Genomic DNA, 25,957 nt, shown 5'->3' with positions numbered 1-25,957 from the left:
TTTAGTTGAGTCAATAGATAGCGCGCAAGAATACAGGGAATTGATTAATTAATATAGCGTCGTAAAATACGGTTTGCTGATCCTTGTATGTTGAATGGAATGTGCGCGTAAGTTTAAAATTATTGTTTTATCATTGATTGTTATTCAATATTTGCTTACTTTAGTAGGATTTTTCTGATCTTTACAAATAACTTTCTGATCTTTAGTAATAATTTCAGACAGTTCATTGTAAAGTATCATCTTATTTTGAAAATAACAGTTTGTTACGAAAAGGGTATTTCGATGAACAAAATAGTGATTATTGATGATCACCAGTTATTTTTATATGGTCTAAAACTAACCTTAGAAAATGAAAATAATTTGGTGGCTACATTTGATAGCCCAATTGAGGCGCTAGTAGCAATAAAAGAAATTCAGCCAGATTTAATTCTGATGGATCTATATATGCCTGAAATGACTGGTTTGGCAATGATCGATGCATTAACAGAGGCGCAGATAGCTTCTCCTGTGCTTGTATTGTCAGCTAGCGAAGATTATCACGATGTGTATCAGGCTTTAAAACATGGTGCGGTAGGTTTTATTCCTAAGTGTTATTCTCCAGAGGCTATGTTAGCTGCCTTGAAAATTGTACTTAGTGGTGAGTTGTTTGTACCGGAAGACGTTGCAGTAAAGATTAATGAAATTGCGCAACTTGAGGCTAAAAATAAGCAAAATTTACATTTATCTGACAGACAAATGCAAATTTTGAAGCTAATTCATGAAGGTAAAAAGAACCGAGAAATAGCTGATGTATTATGTATTTCTCAGGATACAGTAAAATTTCATCAAAAAAGGCTATATGCGACATTACAGGTATCAGGCAGTTCGAGTCGTATAAAAGCTGTTGAAAAAGCACTTGAGCTTGGTTTGTTTAAATCTTAACTTGGTTTATTTAAATATTAATCAGGCTTATTTAAATCTTAATCAGGTTTATTGATGCTTTTTATTTTAGTAATTGTTTTAATAAAAACCTTAAAGAAGCGGGTTTTACGGGTTTATTGAGTACTTTATAGTTTATCCCTTTGCCCGTTTCTTGCACTTCTTGTAGTTTTCCTGGATCTGCCTCACCCGTTAATAATACCGCCGGAATGGTATCTTGCTGACGAATCGCTTTAATAACATCAAGTCCTGTTTTTTGGTTTGGTAATCGATAATCTGAAATCACTAAATCGTAGCGATTACTCTTGTACTGTTGTAAACCTGCTTCAGCTGTACTTGCACAGTCGACAAGGTAACCCCAATTTTCAAGCAACATACTTAAAGCGCTTAAAATGCCTGGGTCATCATCAATTAATAATATTCTGTAACTAATCGAGTGACTAGCAAGTTGATTCAAATTAATCGATGTCGGTGCAGTAGCGACGGTTTCTAACGGTAATTGAAAGCAACTACCATTAGCCCCAGTGATTGCCGCTATCTGTGTTTTACACAATGCAGCTTTACGTTGAGCGATTGCTAGCCCTAACCCAATGCCTTTGCTCTTATTATGTAACGGATTATCAGCTAGTGCGACTTCATCAAATAAATGTTCATAGATAGACGTTATGATCGGCTCACCTTGGTTCCATACCTGTAATAACGCATTACCCTTGTGAGCTCTAACCGATAATAATATTTTTGCTGCATTTTCTTGCTTACCATGAACAATCGCGTTACTAAGCAATGTCTCCGCAATTTCAATTAATAATTGTTTGTCCATTTTTACGGTGATTTCAGGTACGCGACCAGTGATATTAATGTCTAACCCAGAAACTTGACGTTGATATTTTTTGACTAAAGGTAATAGTGTAGAGGCGACATTAAATTCAGTCAGCGAAGGAGTGATTGCATTACCATCCAAGCGTGCTAAATCTAATAAGCTAGATAACCAACGTTCCAGCTCCTCTGACGCTAATTTGATGTTATTTGCTAGCTGATAGTGAGGGGTATCATTAAGTTTATTTTCTAACAAGTGTCCATATAAAGATAAGCTACTTAGTGGCTGACGTATATCGTGAATTATACGGTTTAAATAACGAGCACTATGCTGACTAAGGATAGTGTCTTTTTCTGGTTTTATATCTGTTTCTTGTTTTGGTGATTTATTATTCCGCATCTGTGTATTCACAGTGAGATAGCACATAGTGATAAGAAAAGTGCTGTTAAATAGAAATACTAAGGCATCACTTTCCCCCAATACACATGAAAATACATAACAAACTGTTAAAAATATATTGTTAAATATTAATAGTGGAATGCTGTAGGAAAACAAATAAGCATAAAATAGAGGCAGTAACAGCGTTAAATATAAGAAGCTATTTTGATAGGTTTGTTCTTGGAAATGACTATTAATAGCCACAAATAGAGTGATTAAAAGCGCACTGATTAGAATAATGTTTTGTGCTAATTTGTCTTTTTTATAAATCAGACTGACGAGCGCCATTATGCATAATAATAAAATAGTTAACGGTATATAGAATGCAGTAGTAAAAGTAGGCGGTGAGTCAAAAACAGTATAGCTTTGTGCTATGCCGATTGAGAAAAAGAAAATGAATGATGCAATGATAACTATATTAAAAGTGCGAAATGATTGCCATCTAACATGATTTTTGGGTACTTTTATTGATTGCATCTGATTATTCATTTATTAGTATTAAGTGATTGCTTCATTGATCTTCCCATGCGCTGTAGTGATTCTATTTTGCATAATGGAAATGAATCAAGAAGTGTATTCAATGAAGTCTGTAAAAGATAGCTAAAAAATAAACGATAGGTAAAAAAAAGCCTAACAAAGTTAGGCTCGCCTGCAATATGTCTTTTTATTACAAATTTAATAAAAAATCCATTTAAATGGCATTAAAGTGGGTGTACTACTATGCCTCAATTCCTTAAGACCCATATAGAATGCCTCAAGAGTGGGTATAAAGTAACTACCCGTTCGGGTAGTTTTGACATATTCTTGCACAATCTTGAATGAAAAATAGGCGAACAGCTGTGTTAATGAACAGAACCATTAATCGGTTATTTTTCAGGTACAAATTTTTGCGCACTTTGTAAGGCAAATGAGTAACCTTGTGCACCCATGCCACAAATAACGGCACAAGCGACATCTGATAAATAAGAATGATGTCTAAATTTTTCACGTTTATGGATATTAGATAAGTGTACTTCCACAAACGGAATCGCCACGCCTAATAGCGCATCACGAAGGGCAACGCTAGTATGTGTAAACGCAGCAGGATTGATAATAATAAAATCAATTTCTCCAGCGCTGTCGTGAATTTTCTCAATCAGTTCATATTCGCGGTTGGATTGAAGGTGAGATAATTGAATATTTAAGTGAGTGGCTTCTGACTCAAGCGATTCAATAATATCTGTTAGAGTTTGGCTACCGTAAACTTCCGGTTCACGTTTCCCTAATAAGTTAAGGTTTGGTCCATTTAATACTAATACTTTCACTTGCTACTCCTTTTGAACAGAAGTCTCATAAAAAAACTCCTCGAGAACGGTTAGGTTATCGAGGAGTTTAGCGATAAAGCCAGCAATTGGCTATGTCGGATTTATTAAAATCAGTGGCCGTTAAAGCCTATCTAATTTCTTGATTTTCTTTAATCAACTTATCAACCACACTTGGGTCGGCTAAGGTTGATGTATCACCTAATTGATCACTTTCACCGGTTGCAATTTTACGTAATATACGACGCATAATTTTGCCTGAACGTGTTTTAGGTAAGCCTTCTGCCCAATGTAAAATATCAGGTGTAGCAATCGCACCAATCTCTTTACGTACCCATTGTTTCACTTCAGCGTAAAGCTCAGGAGAAGAGTATTCACCTGAGTTTAGCGTCACATAGGCATAAATACCTTGACCCTTAATTTCATGAGGAACGCCTACAACAGCGGCTTCTGCAATCTTAGGGTGTGACACTAATGCGCTTTCTATTTCAGCGGTACCCATTCGGTGTCCTGAAACATTTAGTACGTCATCAACACGTCCTGTGATCCAGTAATATCCATCTTCATCGCGACGTGCACCATCACCTGTGAAGTACATGTTTTGGAAGGTTGAAAAATAGGTTTGTTCAAAGCGGTCATGGTTTCCATAAAGCGTACGCATTTGCCCAGGCCAGCTATCTAGCATCACTAAGTTGCCTTCAATTGCACCTTCTAAAATATTACCTTCATTATCAACTAATGCAGGTTGCACACCAAAGAATGGACGCGTCGCAGAGCCTGGTTTTAGGTCCGTTGCACCCGGCAGAGGAGTAATTAAGATACCACCGGTTTCTGTTTGCCACCATGTATCAACAATAGGACATTGTTTATTACCAATTTTATCGTAATACCATTGCCATGCTTCAGGGTTAATCGGCTCGCCTACGGATCCTAAAATACGTAATGAATTACGATGAGTCCCTTGTATTGCTTCGTCGCCTTTTGCCATCAATGCACGAATAGCAGTAGGTGCTGTGTACAATATCGTCACATTATGCTTATCAACCACTTCACTCATACGTGCTGGAGTGGGGTAGTTTGGCACACCTTCAAATAACAGCGTAGTCGCGCCATTCGCTAGGGGTCCATAAACTAAGTAACTATGACCAGTGATCCAACCTACATCGGCCGTACACCAGTAAATATCACCTTCTTGATAATCAAACACATATTTAAAGGTCATCGCTGCATATACTAAGTAGCCACCGGTAGTGTGTAATACACCTTTAGGTGTGCCGGTAGAGCCTGATGTGTATAGAATGAATAGTGGATCTTCCGCATTCATTGCTTCTGGTTGACAATCTGGTAGTTGTGATTGAGTGACTGTTGTCCAATCTAAATCTCGACCTTCAACCCAATTAACGTCACCGCCAGTGTTTTTAAATACAATGACATGTTCAACACAGTCAGTACCATCACGCGTTAATGCTTCGTCTACATTTGCTTTTAGTGGGACTGTACGTCCGCCACGTCGACCTTCATCGGCAGTGATCACTAATTTTGAACTGCTATCAACGATTCGACCTGCAATCGCATCAGGAGAGAAACCACCAAAAACAATAGAATGCACTGCACCGATTCGAGTACAGGCTAACATGGCTACTGCTGCTTCAGGCGTCATTGGCATGTATAAACAAACCACATCGCCTTTTTTAATGCCCTGTTCTTTTAAGGCATTAGCAAACTGACAAACTTGTGTATATAACTCTTGGTATGTGATTTTTGCATCTTGGTCAGGTGAATCCCCTTCCCATAGTAATGCAACTTGGTCAGCTTTCGTTCCTAAGTGGCGATCGATACAGTTAACAGAAACGTTTAATTCACCATCCTCAAACCATTTAATATTGACATTGCCTGGAGCGTAAGAACTGTTTTTGACCTTGGTGTAGGGTTTTATCCAATCTAGAATTTTACCTTTTTCACCCCAAAATGCCTCTGGATCTTCGATAGATGCTTTGTATTCAGATAGATATTGGTCATTGGTTAGCAAGCTATTTGCCGCTAACTCAGGTGAAACTGGGTAAATAGTATTTCCGCTCATTGTTCGCTCCGTTATTACATAATAATCAATTGCTCATATTTTTATTTTTTAGGTATAGCTTAATAAGTAACCACGGCATTCTAATCGAGAGGGGAAATAGTTATTGTGAGGAATGCCTATGTTGTTAAATAAATGTTATCTCTCATTAGGTTAGCGTCGTTTATGAGATCAACATCAAAAATAATAAGTGTTTTTTTGAGTGGTTGAGGAGGTTTTTTATTGTTTTTTTATTAACTTTTTTGACTTTTTATCTAAGCTCTAATAACTGACTAATTAATCAGGTACCCAGTATTAACCAAAATATGAGTATAAAAATGGCATTATTTAAAGGTTATTGGGTCATGAGCATACGGGTAACTTTTATTTAAAGATGGTTAGCCAAAAATGATCAGCCCGGATAAATGTATTGGTTAGTTTGCAATATTCAGTTAAATACTGGAGGTCAAATGAAAATCAAACAACAGGGTTTTGCTATTTTAATCACCGCAATTGTATTAAGCATTGCGGGAGTCGCCTATACAGCGAGCATGGCGTATTTACAGATCATCGATAATCAAGTGTTGGGTAACTACTATCGTAATAGTGAGGCTTTTGTAAATGCAGAGTCGGGCATTAATTTAACCTTAAGCAAGCTGAAAAATGTGTCAACTGCCACTAATATGCTTGATAACCTACCTTACATTTACACCGCTTCACTTAATGCTACGACTTCATATCAGGTCACTGTAACTCAACTAAGTAGCAATAAATTACACATTATTTCCGTCGGACATTCACAGGATGGCACTGCATCAAAGCAAGTTTCGGTGCAAGTTTATTACGACATCGCGTTTAATATTCCCACTGCACCTCTTTCTAGTAATGGAAAATTACAAATTAATGCGGCGGATTCAATCAATGATGGTTGTGAAGGTTTAACTGTCGCTGAATGCCGTTCTCCGGGGAGTATTGCGCCACAAATTACGCTTAGCCAGCCAAGCTTGACATTACCTAGCACTGTGCTTGCTCAGGAAAATAACGATCAACCAGTACCTGATTTTTGTTTGGATGATTCATTACAGGTCGATAACATAGACCTTAGTGCTATTTATGGATCGCTGTTGGATCAAGATGGGCTGTCTCGCTTTAAACAAATTAATCTCAATCAGTGGGGCAGTGCAGCTTCGGCATCCGGCTCTGTTTTTGATCAAGTACAACCGATTGAAGATATGAATAGCGCCACTTCACTATTTGAAAATACGTTTGGTATCACCTGGCAAGACGCAAAAGGTGAATTAACAAGCTCATCACAAGTGGCGCATATTGATATGGGAAACCTAAATAACGGCAGTTGTTCTGAACAACTGCAGAATATGGATGACCTCATTGATATTATTTATATCACTGGAGATTGTGATATTAAGCAACAACATACATCGACAAATAGCGCGGGTAATAAACACTTTACTATTGGCTCAGCAGATGATCCTAAATTGATTTTCATGGAAGGAGGTTCTTTTACTGCCTTGCCTAATACACACAGTGTGGTGATCGGTTTATTGTATTTATTACCGGCCTCTGAAGAGGTTATCGATGAAAACGGTAATCTTGTTTATATTGATGGCATTAAACAAACTGCGCAAGACATGAGTATTGATTTAGCGGGTATTCAAGTAAATGGCGCTTTATTAAGTGAATACAGTTGCTCGGTGAGTAGCGCAGTAAGCAATAATTTTAACAACGATAACTTTAACAACGATAACTTTAACAACGATAACTTTAACAACAACTTTAACAGCAATAATAGCCTGCCACCTTTATCAATCCGTTACGATAAAAATGTACTCAATCAACTTTATAAACAATTAGGGATGACAGACGCCACAAGCAATTATCAATTAGTGGCAGGAACATGGAGAGACTTCTAATGATCAATAATAAAAATAAGCCTCAAAACACAGGTTTTTCATTAATTGAAATTTTAATTGCTCTGATAGTGGTTAGCTTAACGGCAGTCAACATCACTGGCTTACAAAAGAAAGTCACAGATCAACAGCGTGACAATATTGCACGTACAGCGATGATGTCATTAGTAACGGGGAAAATGGAACAGGTATTGAGTATTACAGATATTAATCAGTTATCTGATTTGCATGATGTGTCTGAAACTAATATAGACATTGCCAATACTAAGTTCTCAATATCGTGGGCGATTGCAGATGTTGTAGCTGGTTTTGATCATGGTGGCGATTTTAAACAAGTGATGATGGATGTTTCATGGCTTAATGCTCAGGGAGAAGTAGAAGACTTTACCCATGCTCAGCAAGTCAATTTAACGTTGCTGACATCAGAAACAAATAATGCTTCATCAACCAACCCATACGCACCGACGATTGCCTCATCGATAGGGCTAAATGAATTTATTTATTTTCAGCCAAAGCTTGAATATCAACAAGGATCGTTTGTTATTCATGATAGCTATTTATACCAAGCCTCTGCTGACTACGCGATGGATCTGGAACATCCTCATTTGGTCACTGACCCTGACACCGGGATCACTAGCGCAAGTGAAGGTTGGATAGGTTTTGGAGTCATTGATGATCCCGCATTAGCCAGCCACGATGATTTAGCCGTGTTATTTACGGAATAATAACGATGTTATGATTTTGTGATAAGTAAGCTTCGTTGATATGTTATTCTTGAACTATTAAAGAGCACAGCACTCTAATCGATATCATTTACATGAAGGAATGTTTGGCCAATGATTGAAAGCCAACTGATTATATTACAACAAGCTAAAACGTATTTAACGTCTGTTTCTGAACAGCAATATACACAAATTATTTCGCCTTACTTTATGAGTTCTGCGGGTGCACACATGCGCCACATTCTAGATCACTATTATGCGATTATTAATGGCTTGTCAGAAGGACTAATTGATTACGATAAACGCAGTCGTGGTGGCATTATTGAAAGTTGTCCGAAAGCCGCACTGCAGTCGATACAAGAGATCTCTGATTTTTTAAACGCATTAACAGCGCAACAATTGCAACAAACTATTAAGTTATCAACTGAAATTTCAGTAACAGATAAGCAAGTTGCAATAGTGGATACAAGTCTTGCCCGTGAGATTATCTTTACTGGTAGTCACGCAGTGCACCACCTAGCAACGATTAAGCACATTGCACAAGCTCAGGAAATAGAAGTAGAAGGTAGTTTAGGTATTGCACCTGCAACGGCCACTTTTTTACGCGCAGGTTAATATAATGTGTACATTAACGTATCGTTTAAATGATCAAGGTTATCAGCTTTTTTTTAATCGAGATGAGCAGATAACACGCCCCCAAGCTATTGCTCCTAGTATTGATACAAGTTTAAATGCCGCTTATCCCATTGACCCAACCGGTGGTGGCACTTGGATTGCAGTACATCAAAGTGGTGTGAGCCTTGCATTATTAAACTATTACCAAGCGCAAATCGACCCAAGCCTTAAGAGCTTCGTAAGTCGTGGTGTTATTATTCCGCAATTACTAAAACACGCCGACAGTATTCATCAACAATTATTGAATATGGACTTAAGTGTTTATCAAGCCTTTCAATTATGTGTTTTTCATTCAAACTTATCCGCACAAACTGACAGCTCAGAACAAGCATTTCAATATATTTGGGATGGACAGCAATTGACATTCTCAGCTTTATCAACAGCAGACTCATTGCCCATCACCTCATCAGGTGTCGATTATGAAACCGTGTCAGCCTATCGTCGTGCACAATTTCAATTGCAAATAGATACTCAAAAATCCAGTGAAAATGATTACTTTGATTATCACCAACATCAAGGGCAATCAGGAAAGTGTTCTGTGAAAATGTATCGAGAGGATGCTAAAACAGTGAGCTTTACGCAGATTTCTGTTAATCAATCACTACCATTAGGCGAGAAAGTAAAGGTTGAATATTTGGATCATTTAAATGATCCATCTGCACTAGCGAAATCAATTACTCTATAGGGAGAGTAATTAACTCGCTAATTATATACCCGTTACCATTCAAGATGCAAAGTTCAGCAAGTTGTGAGGTGAGTAGCTTCTAGGCAGAAAGTTGAAGATCTAACTAGTTCAATCAATACTTTCTAACAACGAAGATGCTTGCCTCACAACTTGCCCTGTGGGTCGTTAGCTCGAAAAGCAATTCAGCGTTGCAACATTCGATAAGGACTAGCCATTTAAGATGTAAATACTTGTTTTTACATCTACCGGCAGAGGATTAACGTAGTTAATCGCTCGATAGGTCATCATGTTACGCCTTGCCTTGCTGTCCAAGCTAACGACTGAATAAAGCATCTCGATTGATAACGGGTATATAAGTGCATTTTATCATCTGCTAGCGGCAGATTTTTTTTGTTAACAGCTAATGATTTATTGTTAATCATTAGCTGTTAACTGTTCGTTCTTTGCTTTTAGTAATGAGGCGGGCGCATCTCTTCTTTTTCAGAAGCTAATTGATTCGGCTCACTCTCTTTTAACTTAACAGCTAACAAAGCCACTTGTTCAATCAACTGCTGTGTACGGCGTTGTTGTTCAAAAATCTCTTTATTTAATGTGTCTATATTATCTTCTTGAAAAGCCGCTTTCATTTCCAATTGTTCAATACGTTGTTCTAATTCTACTTGTTTGCTATCCATTGTGTCTCTTATAAAGGCGCTAGGGGCCAAATTTCTAATAATCCAGCAGAGCTTTCAGTCACAATTGCTGAATCACTCCATAATGTCGCTGAGTATACTACAGCTGTTTTAGGACGTGTTTCTTTTCTTGGGGTCACCGTCCAATCTTGTTTTGCTAAACCTGTTTTGGTATCCCATAACACTACTTTCTTGGTGCCATTACCGGTCAACAAATAATCACCATCTTTGATGAATCGTACCGAGGAGAAAATAGATTGTCGAGCCCTATAAATGAGTGTGCTTTTTAATTTCCCTGTTTGTAAATCCCATATTTGAGAGGCCTTTTGGTTATCTGCTATAAAAGCAAAACGACCATTTTTTTCTAACCTAACCATGCTAATACGTTGTGTAAATTCAAATTTCTGTATTACCTGCGCGCTATCGGTATCCCATAAAAAAGCTTGATGATCGTTACCACCAGATAACACATAACGGCCATTACTGGACATGTCGATGCTGTTTATTTTTTCACGGTGTAATGGCGCTTCTAAACGGCGTCCAGTGCGTAGATTAATATGAACTAACTTACCATTAACCTGTCCATAAACAACGAATTGGCCATTTTCAGACAATTGGATATCTCTGATTGGTGAATCAGAAACTTGATAAAACCCCAGTGATTTACCTGTTTTTGTATCCCATAATGCAAATTCGTCACGGCTGGCAGATAATGCAACACTGTTATTTGATGATAAACGCACAATAAAAACATCGTTGTTTTGTCCCTGGTGATGATACCAGTTGAAAAGCAGTTTATTATGCCGATTATCCCATAAACTGATGCCATGGTGGATCGACGATGTCAGTGAATAATCTCCATTTTGAGAGAGTTCAGCTGCAAAGGCACCTTGCACAGCATGTTCATATTGCTGAGTCGGTTGCGAGTATTGCTCACAAGCCGTTAAAAACAAGCAGCTTGTGAGTAAAATAGTTTTTAAAGTATTAGCTAATGGCATGATTAAATTGTCTTTGTTGATAAACAGCTTTAAGGTTAGTATAAGTAAACTGTTTTAGATACTTGCTTTACAACTTTTTGAAGTAAAATCAAAGCTATCTGTTTTAATTTAATATTTGGAGTAACAATGAAAAACGTTTTTAAAGTTTCTTTATTAGCTGCAGCAGTTGCAATTACTGTTGGCTGTAACCAAGAAGAAGAGCAAGTAACTTCAACTCAAGAAACTGCTGCGGTAAGTTTTAAAGATGATAATGAAAAAGCGGCCTATGCAATTGGCGCATCATTTTCTCGTTATGTTTCTACTACACTAGAGAAGCAAGCTGAATTTGGTATGACACTAGATAAAGAAATCATTCTGCAAGGTATTACAGATACATTACGTGATAACTCTAAATTAACAGATGAAGAGATGATCGAAACGCTAAAAGCTTACGATACAAAAGTGAAAGCGGCTGCTGAAAAAGTACAGCTTGAAGCGGCAGAAAAATTAGCTGCTGAAGCAAAAGCATTCCTAGATGAAAATGCAAAAGCGGAAGGCGTAACCGTGACTGACTCTGGTTTACAATACTCAGTGATCACTAAAGCAGACGGTCCAAAACCTGCTGCTGAAGATACAGTGACAGTTCACTATGTAGGTACATTAGTTGACGGTACTGTTTTTGATAGTTCTGTAGAGCGTGACCAACCAGCTAAATTCCCATTAAACCGCGTTATCCCTGGTTGGACGGAAGGTGTTCAGTTAATGAGTGTTGGCGAGAAATACAAGTTCGTTATTCCTGCTGAATTAGGTTACGGAGAGCAAGGTGCGGGTTCAATCCCACCGGGTGCAACGCTTATTTTTGAAGTTGAATTATTAGATATTGAAGCTGCTGATGCACCAGTTGTTGAAACAGAAGAAGCACCAGCTGCAGAATAGTGTTATCAAAAAATAGCTATTTTAAGTAGTGTTATTGAAAGGTCGCGAAAGCGGCCTTTTTTATTGCAGGCATTTCCTACCACCATTTCTTATTATTATTCATAGCGGTTATCTCTTGTTGATATGCAATGTATTCAAGTGTTTCAGGGCGTTTTTATTCTTTAGCCTTAACCTACATCATTACGTTCAATGCTTTGTAAAACCCATTGTCCAGACCTAAAGGATAAATGACAAACACTGGCGTTGTGGACGTTAAACATCCGGGGAGCATCCACTGGAATTTGCAGTATTTTTTTAATTAACATCACTATTGATAAACCATGTGTCATCACCGCAATCGACTGTCCTTGATGCAGTTTTTTCAACGCATTAATTTTATCAAACAAACGCGTTTGCACCTCGGCTAAGGTTTCTCCCTCTCCAATTCTATAATCTAATTCAGCCGAAAATAAACGTGTCAGTTTCTCTCTATCTTTATCCGTTAGTTGGCGCTTTGCTTGACCATCCAAATAATCATAACTAATTTCACGAAGCAGAGGACAAGTTTGTAATGGTAATTGCTTAGCCTTAGCAAGGGGCGTTGCCGTGGCGACAGCTCGACCTAAATCGCTACTATAAAATTGCTGTAACGGAATATCATTAAAATAACTAACTAGATTAGATGCTTGTAGGTGACCCGTTTCAGTCAAAGGGCTATCGGAATGACCTTGAAAACAGCCAAGTTGGTTAAATAATGTTTCACCGTGGCGAATTAAGTATAAATCAGTCATCCGTAACCTCTTCTCAGAATAAACGTTTATTAACGTCCCTTAGTGCTCACTCAAATTATCGTTGTGGAACTCGTTATTGTTAGTATTGATCTTGATGCCTTGTTGATGGATATTACGCTGAAATAAGGCTCTAATTCAAGAGGGTGGAATAGCTTAATAAGCTCCATCATAACCCCGAACATAAACAGCAGACAAAGACACAATCAGTGCGACAAAAAACGGCCCATCGACTGCTATTTATTTCACTGAGGAATTCCCCCTAAAAAAGGCAAATAGTGTATCCTTAGCCGATAATTTTTTAGCAGAAAAGATAGTTGCAGTTAAAGCCTATTGATTCAATGTTTTATAACAAGAGACTCTAAAAACGAAGCAGAGGTTGGGATAATTTATCTTCGTTTGCTTCAAAAAAATATTGAGTCAAAGTACCAAATTAACTGTGTTTAAGGTGAGCAATGTTTGATGTAATTATTATTGGCGCAGGTGCGTCAGGTTTGATGTGTGCAATTGAAGCGGGCAAACGTGGCCGTAAAGTCTTACTCATTGAACACGCAAAACGTATTGGCCAAAAAATAATAATGAGTGGTGGCGGGCGTTGTAACTTTACCAACTTATACGTAGAGCCGAGCAACTTCCTATGTAGTAATCCACACTTTGTAAAATCAGCATTAAGCCGATACACACAGTGGGACTTTATTGCGCTGGTGGACAAACACAATATCAGTTGGCATGAGCGAGACCACGGGCAACTATTCTGTGATGATAGCGCAAAGCAAATAGTAAAAATGCTGTTAGATGAAGCACAAGCGGCAGGTGTTACCATTAAAACGCAATGTGAAGTCATCGACCACCAGCAAATAGCAGACAACGACTTTGCCGTACAAACCAACCAAGGTGATTTTAAATGTCAGTCATTAGTGGTTGCGACGGGCGGATTATCTCTACCTAAATTGGGTGCTACACCTTTCGCTTATCAATTAGCTGAAAAATATAAATTACCCGTTAAACCAACCCGTGCAGGCTTAGTGCCTTTTACATTACAACCAGTACTCAAAGATAAACTCGTTGAATTATCAGGGATTAGTTTTCCCGCTACCGCGACAGCCATTAAAAAAGACGCGGCAGGTAAAGAGTCAGATAAAAAAGGGCATGCTAAAAAAGAAACGCTCATGAGCTTTAGTGAGGCTTTGTTATTTACTCATCGAGGGTTGAGTGGGCCGGTTATTTTACAAATATCAAACTACTGGCAGGCTGGTAATACCATCTTGATAGATCTATTGCCCAGTCAGGATCTGCAAAGCTTATTGACAAAAACACAACAAGATCGCCCTGAACTAGCGCTTAAAACATTGCTATCTCAACACCTACCTAAACGAGTGGTAGAGTGTTTGCTAGGCTTGGCTGAAATTGAAAGTCGTCCGTTAAAACAGTTCAATGAAAAAGAGCTACAACAAATTGTGGCATTATTTCATCAATGGCAACCGTTAATTAATGGCACCGAGGGGTATAGAACGGCAGAAGTCACACTCGGTGGTGTTGATACTGATGTGATCTCCTCTAAAACCATGGAATGTAAATCCGTTAAAGGCTTATATTTTGTGGGTGAAGCAATGGACGTGACTGGTTGGCTCGGGGGCTTTAATTTTGCATGGTGTTGGAGCTGCGGCTGGGCAGCAGGACAAGATGTGTAGTGTATTCATGGAATTAAAACGAAAACACTTGGAATAAAACGAAGACAATCTTTTTCTCTAATTTCATTTAAATCATTGTATTTAAATGAAATAGACTGTCTTCGTTACTATAAATAAAATGACTTACCATTCAAATTGTTCATTTGTATTTATATCATCCTCAATTTCTCTTTCATATTCCTTTGCAATGAATTTTTTCCATCTAATTTCCTCATTAATGACCAAGAATATATTTTATTGTTTGCATGAAGTTTTAACATACCAAATAGAGGTAGTCTCAACTCTAGTTTCTTAGCTCTTGAACCACTCCGAGAACTGAAGTGCAAGTTTGATAAATACTTTTCAAAAACGTTGATTAGGTTGATTGAATTTTTTAAGAGCTCTAGGGCGAGTGAAGTCCACTGTATGGTACTTCCAATAGTTTGATATGGCGTAATAATGTCTGCAAGCTTAGAGTAGCGAACTTCTGGTTTTTTATTTGAGGCTTAACTTAAATGTCATTCCGATAAATACATCAAGAGTCAATATTGGATACATTTGAATCATTGACGATAGAAAATCAGGAAGATCGATATGACCTATGGTGTGATCTAAAATGCTATCTTTGATATTAGTGAAAACTCCAATAGTATGTTTTGCATTGGAATTTTTTTGAAAAGCAAACGTTTGCTATCTGAGTAAAATTATAATCTTTACCATTAAAGTTATTTCTTTTTTTGGAGTAATCGAATAATGATAGCCATGACGCTGACTTTTCTTTAATGAACTCAGAAGCAATATAAGTGTGGTTTTGCTTGAGTTCATGAAAATGCATAGACAGTAGATCGATTACAACTTCTTGACCATCATCTCGTTGCCAAATTAAATCCAGAATATTACAAAGTTCATCATAAGGTATCGATTCATGTACAGATTCATGTGCACGTCCATACGCAAAATTGACGCTTATGATAAATAAGGTAGTTTACTGTTAGAAATGGGACTTAGGCAGGATTTAAGTGCGTTAGTCATCATTTATAGAGGTTATTTTAGTGAAACTCCATCTATTATCAGAGTTGAAAGTTTACTACTAACCTTGATTATAATTTGTATCGAAAATGACCATTTTAGTTTGAGGCCGATTTAGTGGTGAAATCGTTTTTTGCTACACTACGAGTTAAGTTTTTTGGTGAGGTTACGCCACGATTCAAGAGAGGTGACTGTGTCGTCTGAAGCAGAATTAAAAGCAATAGAAGCAAAGTTGATAGAACTGGATAGTGAGCGAACGATCTTGCTGGCGAGACGAACTGCATTGCTTAGTATTAATATTGATACATTGCGCTTAAGTTCTTCGCAAAAAATAGATATTTTTATGAAGCTATTTCGTGGACGGCAAGATATTTATGCTAATCGCTGGCAGAACAAACAAGGGCGTAGTGGTTATTCGGTTAGTTGCCATAATGAATGGCAACAGGGTAAATGCAATAAGCCGAAAGTTAAGTGTATGGAATGTGTACATCAAGCATTTAAAACTTTAGATCAGCAAGCTAACTATGATCACCTTGCAGGAAAATACACATTAGGGCTATACCCGCTCCTGGAAGATAATCGTTGTTGGTTATTAGCGGCCGACTTTGATAAATCAGATTGGCAAGAGGCAGTGTCAGCTTTTAGAAAAGCTTGTATTGCGCTAAATGTCCCTTGCAGCGTAGAGCGATCTCGATCTGGTAATGGTGCCCATATTTGGGTGTTTTTTGAATCACCTGTATTCGCTAAAGATGCAAGACAGTTAGGGTTTATGTTACTTGATAAAGCCATGGAGTTTCATGCTGGTTTATCATTTGAATCTTATGACCGGTTGTTTCCTAATCAAGATATTTTGCCTATTGGTGGATTTGGAAATTTGATTGCTCTTCCTTTGCAACATACTCCAAGGCAGCAAGGCAATAGTGTATTTATTGATGCAGATTTTAACCCCTATTTTGATCAGTGGGCCTATCTGGTCTCCACCGAGAAATTGACTAGCAAGCAATTGGAAATGATTGTTAATGACAAAAAAGATCTAAAGATCTCTTCTGAAAGAAAGCCTTGGGCATTGAAATATGTTGAAGAGCGAGAGACCATTTCAGGTTGCCCTGCAAAACTAACATTGGTTCTGGCAAATCGCTTATACATCAATATTGCAGCGTTACCCCAAGCTTTGCTGGCAAGGCTTAAGCGCATTGCTAGTTTTTCCAACCCTGTCTTTTTTAAAACTCAGGCTTTACGTTTTTCAACCAATGGGATTCCACGTTTTATTTGCTTAGCTGAAGTAGAAAATGGCTATTTAGCATTACCTCGTGGTTGCTTTGATGAGATATCTAGTCTATTGGCAAACAATGGGATTGAGATAGTCTTAGATGATAAACGCAAGCTTGGTACTCGTTTAAAAGAGTTAAAATTCAAAGGTGACTTGAGAAAAGATCAAAAGAAAGCTGTAGCTGCATTAGCACAACATGATTTTGGTGTATTGCATGCCCCAACAGCTTTTGGCAAAACAGTTACAGCTATTGGTTTGATCCACAGACGAAAAGTGAATACGCTTATTTTAGTGCATAGTCGCCAATTATTGGATCAATGGAAGGAGCGTTTATCTGCCTTTCTTGATTGTTGTGAAGTGGGTTTAATTGGAGGGGGGAAACGCAAGTCGACAGGAGAAGTCGATATTGCTACTTATCAGAGTCTGATTAATCGAAAAGACAATAGCGTTGACTCACTTCTGTATGATTATGGACAAGTTATCATTGATGAATGCCATCATATTTCAGCACCTAATTATGAAAGGCTGTTAAATGAAGTTCATGCCAAATATGTTTTAGGTATCACTGCTACGCCAAACAGGCAGGATGGTCACCAACCGATCATATTTATGCAAGCAGGCCCAATACGGCATGTTGTAGTCAATGAAAGTAACAAGTTCATCCAACAAGTTAGATTATCTAGATTACAATCCGAACTACCATCAGAACTGTCAGATACAGGCAATAGACCGCATATCGCAGATGTTTATCGTTGGTTGATGAGCGATGATAAAAGGAATGCGCTTATTGTTGCTGATATTTTATCGGTAGTTGAACAACAACGACATCCAATTGTTCTAACTGAGCGCAGAGAGCATGCTCAATTATTGGGAGATCTCTTGTCCCAAAAGGGAATTCTATTTCAGCTTTTACGGGGAGCAATGAGTGTTAAAGAAAGAGATCAAGCAATGACTGCTCTCGATGAAACACAGGTAATTATAGCTACAGGGAAATATATCGGAGAGGGCTTTGACTTACCAAAGCTTGATACCTTATTTCTTGTTTTACCTATATCTTGGAAAGGATCACTCGTACAGTACGTAGGGCGAATTCAAAGACAGTTTGAAGGGAAAGAGAAAGTAATAGTATTTGATTATCTCGATTCTTCTTTGCCAATGCTAGAAAGGATGTATAAAAAGAGGACGAAGGGTTATGAGGCACTTGGCTTCGCCATCACCGAAAAAGCTGATGAGTTATTACAAGCTAATTTAGATTTTGGCTAGGTAAACTTCTAAGCTGGAATCATAATTAACAGGGGGTTATTTCAGTGTTTTTATATGCTCATTAATTGAGTCTTGGGCGGCTTCAAGACGTTCAACTATAGTGGAGAACATGTCTGGCGTAGTAAAAAACATACCTCCAGACACTGCCTGCTGATGATCTTTTGCAATACGATTTAATCTTTCACTGTTAGGTACCAGTATTAATTTACCTTGAATAATTAATTCGTAATCTACCCCAGGGCTTGCCCATCTATGCTTTTTCATTTCTATGACTGCTTGCATCGCTTCACCTGAACTGAGCGGATCAGAAAACTTCATGTTAAAAAGGCAATCAACATCGTACCAGTGCCGTGCAAGTCTATCGGGTTTGGGATCTTTTTCTTGTGTAGAGAATTGATGTAGTGCGGTCAGCTTTTCCCATAGTATAAAATCTTTTTGATATGCCATTACTTGTGCTTTTGGCAATTCAAGTGACTTGAATTCAGGGATACTATCCATATAACAGTCTATATTAATGGCTTCTGTTGGTTTCCCCCTGTTTCTACCTCCAAATTCTAATAAAATATGGTCAAGTTGATAATCATTTTCATTTTTGGTTACGCGTGGAAAGTGGATGTCTATTTTTTCACCGTGAGAGTCAGGTTCAAGCTCTGCGAATAATCCGTCAATAGCATATTTAGTAAACCGTTGATTGAGTTTTTTAACTAACTCATTACTCCACAGGATAAGTCGCTCTTGTTGTATATCTCTAAATTTTTTATTCTGACTTTTATTTTTAATGCTATTTTTCCAGGATGTTAATTCATCTTCTTCTGATAAACCGGAAAGATCTGACCAGTGAATAGATAAATCAATATCCTCAGAAAAACGCTCAATAGCCCCCCAACATTTACTTAATGCTGTACCTCCTTTAAATGCAACGGAGCACTCGCCTAACAATTCTTCATCATAAAGCAATCGTAGGATCTCTGTAACCCAAATGTCTTTCTCCAAAAAATTTGCAACTAAACCATGTTCATGTTGTTGAGCCGCATAAGAAAACATGGCGGCAAGTTCTTCATACTTAGATTTGTCGGCGTATAGGTTAAAAATATTCATGAGGAAAGTCTTATTTCTAGTTGAGCGAGTTTAGATTTCCAAACTTCTAGGACGTTACTATTTCTCAATTTTTGAATCATGCGAATTGACTCTTTTTCATTTAAATTAAGACGTTTGATCGCTATCAATAATGTAGATATAGAAGTATGTTCAGGTGAAAGGGCAAGCAAGCCTCTATATAAAGTGCCTTCTGGTTTATTTATCCATTGCAATTTTCTTTCCGTAGTATGCTTCACCTGAACGACTTCATTCCCAATCTGAAAATTACGAGATGGGCCTGTTGTCCAATATACGCTTTTAACAGGAGCTTGCGTTTGAAGACCTAGTCGATATGCCGCCTCAAGTCCTTGTGGTACTATTTTGTATTTGTGAGTTCGTGCCCAAGTTTTTGCTACATCTTCGGCTTTTGCCGTAATCTTAATAGAAGGGATGCTTGGTAGAGGTTTGGGGCGAGAGTAAATTCCCTTTGCTACACGGGTAATTTCTCCTTCCTTAGTTAAGCGGCTCATTGCCTTTTGAACAGATGTAATTGTGCCTAGAGAATAAAAGCCCTCTATAGAAAATGGGGTTCCTCGTTTCATTCGAGATAATCTATTGGCAACTAATTTTGTAACTGACATTATACACCTTGTTCTGACGTAAATACTTCATGTGATACCATTGTAGCTCATGTTTTATAGTGTTCATAGGTTAAATTTTGTCAGGATTAGTTTGATTACATAGTTTTTGTTTCGTGACCAGGTGAGTGAGTCGTAATCATTTATACTCGGATGATGCTAATAGATATGAATTTTAAAGTGAAGCCACTAATAAAAAGCGGTATATGTATTGTTACACTTTGCAATCGGTAAAGTTTGTGATGTCTCATTGAAGTAAAATTAATTAATGTTATTTCAATAATACTGAGCTAGTTAATTATCTGTATGACGCAATTTTGAGGGTATATAAAGATCAAGTATTAAACCTTAGAAGTTAACGTGCTAAATGAAATAAACTGAAAGGTTTACTTAAGATTATTATGCAATATAGGTAGGTTATTTTCCCGTGTTTATATATGGAAGAATGATAACTTTAATCAATTTAAAGCTTACAATTGTCTTCGTTTTAATTTCATTAAACTATTGATTTTATGACAGATGAGATAAGACTTAGAAGGGGGGCATGTCAACTGACTTATGCTTGTATGACTGTTTAGTTTGCTAGCTTAAACTTCTTCTGAAAAACCTAAGCTCGCTTTTAATACCGAGTGTAATTAGCTAACTCGTTTTCGCCCCCAAAGCAATTTAGAAACCTACAAACTCGTGGCTAATATTACTCAGCCACAAAAACTTAGTATGTGTAAAGTGATTAATGGACATCAAATAACAAGTCCAGCCTAATTTAGTTCTTTTTGTAATAATCAGAAAAATTGTCAATATAACTTTCCCAAATTGGCGTCTCACCAATCACCTCTTTTATCGTATCTATGAATTTATTCACTAATGGGGTTGGGTTACGATGCGGGTATAGTGCATGAATATCGCCTAATGTTTCAGGCAAGGTGTAATTGGTCAGCAGTGGCACTAGTCCATATTCTTTGATATTTTTATCGAGCATATAAGCGCCCAGCATTCCATAGCCAATACCCGATTTAATGGCATCAAGAATAAGTTCCGGCTCATTAACTCGATATTTCCCTTGAAGCTCCCATATTACGCCAGGTGTTAATTTCGAGTCAGCACCAATGGTAATTCGATTCACAACTAAACCGTCATTTGCATATACAACGGCTGGTAGTGCGAACAATTCTTGTGGTGTTTGTGGTGTCCCATATTCTTTTAGAAAACCTTTTGAAGCCAATAAAATTGGTTTATTTTCTGATAGCTTTCGCGCGATTAAATTGGAATCCTGTACCTGTCCAATACGAAAGGCAATATCATATTTATCTTCGATTATACTGCGTTTTTTATTATCTAAAATGAGTTGAACATGGACATCTGGATAAGCTTTCATAAATTTTATGATAGCTTTTTGTACGTATTGTTTGCCAAATAAAGTCGGGCTGGTGATTCGAAGCAGGCCCTTAGGCTGACTGTGGAAAGATTCAACAATCCGGTGAGTATCTGCAATGGTTTGCCTCACTAATTCTGCTTGTTTAAGTACTTCTTTTCCTGCTTCTGTTAATGATAATGAACGTGTTGAACGATTAAGTAAACGAGCCCCTAGTTCATCTTCTAACATTTTTATTTGTTTAGATAATGATGATCTATCTATATTTCGAAGATTAGCCGCTTTGGTATAAGAACCTTGCTTAACGACATCGAAAAACAGATCTAATCTTGTTGCTATATCCATGATAAAAATCCTCGTCAGCACAAAACTACATATCGGCTTATTGTTTGCAATATCCCACTCAAAGTAGCCAGTTAGCACTTTTTATTACACTTAGACTTCTATTGTAGCAAATATCCCCCTAATCAATGGGAAAAACCTCTGATTATCTGATGTGTTTTTTAAGGAATAATAACAACCAATTAATCAATACAGTGAATGACTGAGTTGATACCTTATCAATATTGGAGTTAATACCATGAACACATTTACTATTCATACCCTAGAAACTGCACCAGAAAAAAGTAAACCGTTATTAGCGACTTCTCTTAAAAAGAACCGCATGATTGCTAATCTGCATGGCATTATTGCAGAATCTCCAGAACTGCTTATTGCCTATAATGAACTCAATAACCTTTTCATTCAGTCTTCATTTAATACAGAAGAATTAACCGTCGTATGGCAAGGAATTAATATCGAACATGGCTGTACTTACTGTGTACCTGCTCATACTGCTATTGCAAACATGATGAAAGTAGACCCTGCATTGACAAAGGCATTGCGAGATCAACTACCAATGCCAACACCTAAATTACAAGCGTTGTTAGATTTGACATTGAGTATTGTTCGCAAACGTGGACAAGTATCAACAGAGGAGCTGAGTGCTTTTTATGATGCAGGCTACGAGCAACAACAAGTGCTAGATATTATTTTGGGACTTTCTCAAAAGACTATCAGTAACTATGTAAACCATATTGCTAATACGCCAGTGGATAAACCATTTCAAAAATTTGCATGGCAGAAGAAAGTATAAACCTGACAATATGAACATACTCATGCGTCATCATGACTGATAGTGATTAACCTAAACCTGATCCCTAATAAATTAGCCTATCGTTTGTGGTAGGTTTTGGAGATAATATGAACTTACAATTAACAACTGAAATTCCATCAACGACTAAGTACACCCATCAATTTATCGATATTTTAGGATCTAAGATGGCTTACATAGACGTTGGCGAAGGCGATCCTATTTTATTCTTACACGGTGAACCAACATCATCTTATTTATGGCGTAACATCATGCCACACTTAGAATCGCAAGGTCGTTTAATTGCACCTGATAATATCGGCTTTGGTAAATCTGATCAGCCAGAGTTAAATTATACATTTGAAGATCATTATCTATATTTTGATGCATTTATGAAAAAAATGGACCTTCAAAACATTACCTTAGTTGTCCACGATTGGGGCTCTGGACTTGGTTTACATTATGCTCGTTTGAATGAATCAAGGATTAAAGCGATTGTGACGATGGAAGCGCTTATGGCACCTCTTCTTCCGGCAAAGAGCTACGAAGATTATCCTCATAAAAAAGCTGAATTTTCTAAAATGGTTCGTGATCCTATTAAAGGACATAAACTAATTATCGAAGATAACTGGTTTCTCGAAGTTGCGCTACCGGGTGCTATTGTTCGTCCGTTAGAGAAAGCTACACACGAAGAGTATCTAAAGCCATTTCCGACTGAAAAATCCCGTATACAGGTTTACCAATGGCCTTTGGAAATACCGATTGGAGGTGAGCCCGCAGTCACTACCAAAGTGATCAGCGACTACAATACTTGGCTTGAAAATACTGACATTCCATGGTTATATTTGTACGCAACACCGGGCTCTCAAAACCCACCAGAAGCCGCTGATTATTGGGAAACTCGCGCTAAAAATATACAGATATCTTATATTGGTGAGGGTATTCACTATGTCCAAGAAGACAATCCTTATGCAATTGGCAGGGCTATCTATGATTGGTATCGTCGTATTAATAAATAATGATGGGGCATTTGAATAAGTAAGCGATGCAGAGTAAAACATTTTTAATAGCGCTGTACTTAAACTCTTATTAACGAGATATGCATAGGAATGCTTGTTAGGTGCATTTCTGTATTTAGCATAACCCCAACTTCAAATCTCTAAAGAGCCCTTGGAGGCGACCTACATGGTTAATGCCGATCAGTTAAGAAAAATTAGTTGATTTTTAGCTGAAGAAGATCAAAATCCTATGACTCAAAAGGTCATGGGATTTTTTTATGGAACTTTCAGAAGCACTCGCTCGCACTTCGATTAATCGTCTTACCGAATTTTCTTCTTTGTCAGATATCTTAGAACCAGACATTATTGAATCTTGCCTACAGGCTAATGGCGTCGCTACGTTAAGAAAACGAAAGCTCCCTATGGATGCCATGCTCTGGGCTGTTGTAGGTATGTCACTTTTTAGAACAGAGTCTGTCCGTCAGCTTATTAACAAACTCGATATCGTATTACCTCAAGAGGTCGACTACGTCGCAAGAAGTGCGGTAACACAAGCCCGCAAAAAACTAGGGAGTCATGTCGTTAAAGATGTATTTAATCAAACGGCTACTACTTGGCATAAACGTGCTGAGCATCCTCAATGGTGCGGACTCAATTTATACGGCGTTGATGGTGTCGTTTGGCGTACACCAGACACAAAAGAAAATAGTACCGCATTTTCGCGCTCGGCGAATAAATCTTATGAATCATCCTACCCACAAGTTCGTATGGTTTGTATGATGGAATTAAGTAGCCATCTTATTGTGAATAGTGCTTTTGACAGCGTAGCCGAAAGTGAAATGAATCTAGCGGCCGATTTAGTTGATAGCATCCCAGATAACAGCCTTACGCTCTTTGATAAAGGGTTTTATTCATTAGGTTTATTGCATGATTGGCAGAAAAAAGGAAAACACACTCATTGGTTACTACCGTTAAAGAAAGGGGCTCAATTTGAGCTGGTTAGAAGCTTAGGTCGCCAAGATAAACTGATACGCATTGCAACGACCCCTCAAGCTAGAAAAAAGCGACCGCACTTACCTTCGCATATCGATGCGAGGTTGGTGACCCGAAATATCAAAGGAAAAGAAGTAAAAATACTGACCTCAATGACAGATAATATGGCTTACCCTAGCGCAGAAATTGTTGATTTATATACGCATCGTTGGGAAATTGAATTAGGGTATCGCGAGATGAAGCAGCATATGCTTGAAAGCCGTTTTACATTACGTAGCAAGCTACCTGAATTAATTCATCAAGAGTTATGGGGTGTTTTACTTGCTTATAATTTAATTCGTTACAAAATGATACTGATGGCGAAATCACTTAAAGGTGTTTTTGCTAATCAATTGAGCTTCAGAGATGCTTCTTCTCATATTATTCATACGCTGACCATGATGCCGATATATGCGCCAGGAAACGTCCCGAAAATAGTGATTGATATAGAAAAAAATACCGCACAATTTAAGCTGGAGGGAAAGAGAGAACGAAGTTATCCTAGGTGTTTAAAAGCCTCTAAGAATCGATATCCGGTTGCTAAAAGTAAATATGCCATTCACCTTAAGTGAACGGCATTAACCTACATGGTTGCCTTTTTTGTATCTATCGGTAATTTTTCTAGGGCGCTTTGTGCCCCAAAGGTCCTTAGAAAATTGTGTCGAAACTGTACCAAACGATTTGGAAAACTATAATATTTGGTCAATTTTTTTTCGTAACATAAAGTGAAATGGTCAACTAAGTTTGGTTATCTAGTTAGCGGATAATCACGATTATCATTTTTTAGAAAATAGAGGCGTTATTTTAAAAAGGCAAATGGAAGGTTTCTGTGGGGTTTTTATCGTACTAAAACAAAAAACGCAGCGAAGCTGCGTTTTAATATGATTGGTTTAATCGAATAGGCTAATTTAAGTTAGTTTCTTCTTCTTCAATTTCATCATCACTTTCAGGTTCAATCAGTTCAGGCTTTTCATGCAAATCTGCTTTTAATTGACCTTTACGGTTTTTTAACACGGTATCTAATTTTTTAGCCGCATTCGAAATAGCTGGGTACATAACTGCATTGTTGCCTTTAACAGCAACGCTGGTTCCTTCATAATTGGAGCTAATCTCAACATTAAACTCACCATGCTCTTTGGAAATGATCACATCTAGCGAGATAAGTGTGGGGAAATGCGTAGATATTTTAGCGAATTTTTCTTCTAAGTGCTCTTTGATGCTATCAGTAACATCAACATGGTGACCGGAAATATTTATTTTCATAGATTGCCCTTAATAGATTTATCGTTGGTTACCTCTGTATACTTGCATAAATAAACTCTTTGTACAAATACAAGCGCATATAATTAGAACTCAAATAATTGGTGCGTCTTACCCTTGTTTAAGTTAATAGAATTTACATAGTGACCTAATCTCTCGCATTAAGAGATAACGGGGTCTATAGGTGCCTAAACATGCCTCAGTTTGTGAAAATACACATGGTCATTTTATCCAAAAGAAAGCCTCACATTAGTAAATTAATTTGGTCACTATGTAATGATTTGTAGGTTCCCTTATGCGCGTAAACGACTTAGAATTTCGATAC

The 25,957-nt window shown here is 37.6% G+C and carries 21 protein-coding genes; 11 read left to right on the top strand and 10 right to left on the bottom strand.

The features are described from left to right. Positions 1-282 precede the first annotated feature (282 nt). Positions 283-921: a response regulator gene (locus tag MT390_RS00455; RefSeq protein WP_499438991.1), complete on the top strand. Its 639-nt coding sequence runs from the start codon at positions 283-285 to the stop codon at positions 919-921. Positions 922-982: 61 nt separating this feature from the next. Here the strand turns inward: MT390_RS00455 and MT390_RS00450 are convergent, their stop codons facing one another. The 3 genes from MT390_RS00450 to acs all read right to left on the bottom strand — a co-directional run bounded on the left by MT390_RS00450 (position 983) and on the right by acs (position 5,554). Then, entirely contained in the window at positions 983-2,650 is a 1,668-nt protein-coding gene (locus MT390_RS00450) for a hybrid sensor histidine kinase/response regulator (protein ID WP_499438990.1), read from the bottom strand. 389 nt (positions 2,651-3,039) lie between these two features. Continuing rightward, positions 3,040-3,477, bottom strand: a complete 438-nt coding sequence (gene aroQ / locus MT390_RS00445) for a type II 3-dehydroquinate dehydratase (RefSeq protein WP_166368133.1) — start codon at positions 3,475-3,477, stop codon at positions 3,040-3,042. Between the two features lie 127 nt (positions 3,478-3,604). Continuing rightward, positions 3,605-5,554, bottom strand: a complete 1,950-nt coding sequence (gene acs / locus MT390_RS00440) for an acetate--CoA ligase (protein ID WP_499438989.1) — start codon at positions 5,552-5,554, stop codon at positions 3,605-3,607. Positions 5,555-6,000: 446 nt separating this feature from the next. On the opposite strand from acs, the gene MT390_RS00435 reads away from it, so the two are divergent. From MT390_RS00435 to MT390_RS00420, 4 genes are all read left to right on the top strand, one after another. Further along, positions 6,001-7,461: a hypothetical protein gene (locus tag MT390_RS00435; RefSeq protein WP_499438988.1), complete on the top strand. Its 1,461-nt coding sequence runs from the start codon at positions 6,001-6,003 to the stop codon at positions 7,459-7,461. Beyond that, positions 7,461-8,183 carry a type IV pilus modification PilV family protein gene (locus MT390_RS00430; protein WP_499438987.1) on the top strand — a complete coding sequence of 241 codons (723 nt, stop codon included), beginning with the start codon at positions 7,461-7,463 and terminating at the stop codon, positions 8,181-8,183. Before MT390_RS00435 ends, MT390_RS00430 begins: the two co-directional genes overlap by 1 nt. A gap of 111 nt (positions 8,184-8,294) precedes the next feature. Next, the gene (locus MT390_RS00425; protein ID WP_166368125.1) at positions 8,295-8,795 is read left to right on the top strand and encodes a DinB family protein; all 501 of its coding nucleotides are present in this window, start codon (positions 8,295-8,297) and stop codon (positions 8,793-8,795) included. A 4-nt stretch (positions 8,796-8,799) separates the two neighbouring features. After that, positions 8,800-9,540 carry an NRDE family protein gene (locus tag MT390_RS00420; RefSeq protein ID WP_499438986.1) on the top strand — a complete coding sequence of 247 codons (741 nt, stop codon included), beginning with the start codon at positions 8,800-8,802 and terminating at the stop codon, positions 9,538-9,540. A 449-nt stretch (positions 9,541-9,989) separates the two neighbouring features. Here the strand turns inward: MT390_RS00420 and MT390_RS00415 are convergent, their stop codons facing one another. Further along, the gene (locus tag MT390_RS00415; protein WP_299663012.1) at positions 9,990-10,214 is read right to left on the bottom strand and encodes a SlyX family protein; all 225 of its coding nucleotides are present in this window, start codon (positions 10,212-10,214) and stop codon (positions 9,990-9,992) included. An 8-nt stretch (positions 10,215-10,222) separates the two neighbouring features. Beyond that, positions 10,223-11,209, bottom strand: a complete 987-nt coding sequence (locus MT390_RS00410; protein ID WP_499438985.1) for a WD40 repeat domain-containing protein — start codon at positions 11,207-11,209, stop codon at positions 10,223-10,225. Positions 11,210-11,335: 126 nt separating this feature from the next. On the opposite strand from MT390_RS00410, the gene fkpA reads away from it, so the two are divergent. After that, positions 11,336-12,124 (top strand): FKBP-type peptidyl-prolyl cis-trans isomerase, encoded by a 789-nt coding sequence (gene fkpA, locus MT390_RS00405; protein WP_499438983.1) that lies wholly within the window; start codon positions 11,336-11,338, stop codon positions 12,122-12,124. 167 nt (positions 12,125-12,291) lie between these two features. On the opposite strand, the gene MT390_RS00400 is transcribed toward fkpA, so the two are convergent. Continuing rightward, positions 12,292-12,894, bottom strand: coding sequence for a histidine phosphatase family protein (locus MT390_RS00400; protein WP_499438982.1), 603 nt, complete (start codon positions 12,892-12,894; stop codon positions 12,292-12,294). A gap of 452 nt (positions 12,895-13,346) precedes the next feature. On the opposite strand from MT390_RS00400, the gene MT390_RS00395 reads away from it, so the two are divergent. Further along, positions 13,347-14,582 carry a BaiN/RdsA family NAD(P)/FAD-dependent oxidoreductase gene (locus MT390_RS00395; RefSeq protein WP_499438980.1) on the top strand — a complete coding sequence of 412 codons (1,236 nt, stop codon included), beginning with the start codon at positions 13,347-13,349 and terminating at the stop codon, positions 14,580-14,582. A 1,201-nt stretch (positions 14,583-15,783) separates the two neighbouring features. Further along, complete coding sequence (locus MT390_RS00390; protein ID WP_499438978.1) at positions 15,784-18,123, top strand: TOTE conflict system archaeo-eukaryotic primase domain-containing protein; 2,340 nt, start codon at positions 15,784-15,786, stop codon at positions 18,121-18,123. Positions 18,124-18,159: 36 nt separating this feature from the next. On the opposite strand, the gene MT390_RS00385 is transcribed toward MT390_RS00390, so the two are convergent. The 3 genes from MT390_RS00385 to MT390_RS00375 all read right to left on the bottom strand — a co-directional run bounded on the left by MT390_RS00385 (position 18,160) and on the right by MT390_RS00375 (position 21,555). Beyond that, the gene (locus MT390_RS00385) at positions 18,160-19,221 is read right to left on the bottom strand and encodes a nucleotidyl transferase AbiEii/AbiGii toxin family protein (RefSeq protein ID WP_499438976.1); all 1,062 of its coding nucleotides are present in this window, start codon (positions 19,219-19,221) and stop codon (positions 18,160-18,162) included. Next, the gene (locus MT390_RS00380; RefSeq protein WP_499438974.1) at positions 19,218-19,841 is read right to left on the bottom strand and encodes a DUF6088 family protein; all 624 of its coding nucleotides are present in this window, start codon (positions 19,839-19,841) and stop codon (positions 19,218-19,220) included. The genes MT390_RS00385 and MT390_RS00380 overlap by 4 nt, the downstream gene beginning before the upstream one ends. A gap of 760 nt (positions 19,842-20,601) precedes the next feature. Continuing rightward, positions 20,602-21,555, bottom strand: coding sequence for a LysR family transcriptional regulator (locus MT390_RS00375; protein WP_499438972.1), 954 nt, complete (start codon positions 21,553-21,555; stop codon positions 20,602-20,604). 235 nt (positions 21,556-21,790) lie between these two features. On the opposite strand from MT390_RS00375, the gene MT390_RS00370 reads away from it, so the two are divergent. The 3 genes from MT390_RS00370 (at position 21,791) to MT390_RS00360 (ending at position 24,944) form a co-directional block, all read left to right on the top strand. Continuing rightward, on the top strand, positions 21,791-22,345 hold the full coding sequence (locus MT390_RS00370) for a carboxymuconolactone decarboxylase family protein (RefSeq protein WP_499438970.1): 555 nt from the start codon (positions 21,791-21,793) through the stop codon (positions 22,343-22,345). 107 nt (positions 22,346-22,452) lie between these two features. Next, entirely contained in the window at positions 22,453-23,361 is a 909-nt protein-coding gene (locus tag MT390_RS00365; protein WP_499438968.1) for a haloalkane dehalogenase, read from the top strand. Positions 23,362-23,618: 257 nt separating this feature from the next. Beyond that, entirely contained in the window at positions 23,619-24,944 is a 1,326-nt protein-coding gene (locus tag MT390_RS00360) for an IS4 family transposase (RefSeq protein ID WP_499438966.1), read from the top strand. A gap of 331 nt (positions 24,945-25,275) precedes the next feature. Here the strand turns inward: MT390_RS00360 and hpf are convergent, their stop codons facing one another. Beyond that, positions 25,276-25,635, bottom strand: a complete 360-nt coding sequence (gene hpf, locus MT390_RS00355) for a ribosome hibernation-promoting factor, HPF/YfiA family (RefSeq protein ID WP_499438964.1) — start codon at positions 25,633-25,635, stop codon at positions 25,276-25,278. Between the last annotated feature and the right edge of the window lie 322 nt (positions 25,636-25,957).

It is taken from the genome of Vibrio sp. 2-Bac 85, assembly GCF_037546705.1.
In the GTDB taxonomy this organism is placed as follows: Bacteria; Pseudomonadota; Gammaproteobacteria; order Enterobacterales; family Psychromonadaceae; genus Psychromonas.
This window is presented reverse-complemented; position numbering and strand designations above follow the sequence as displayed.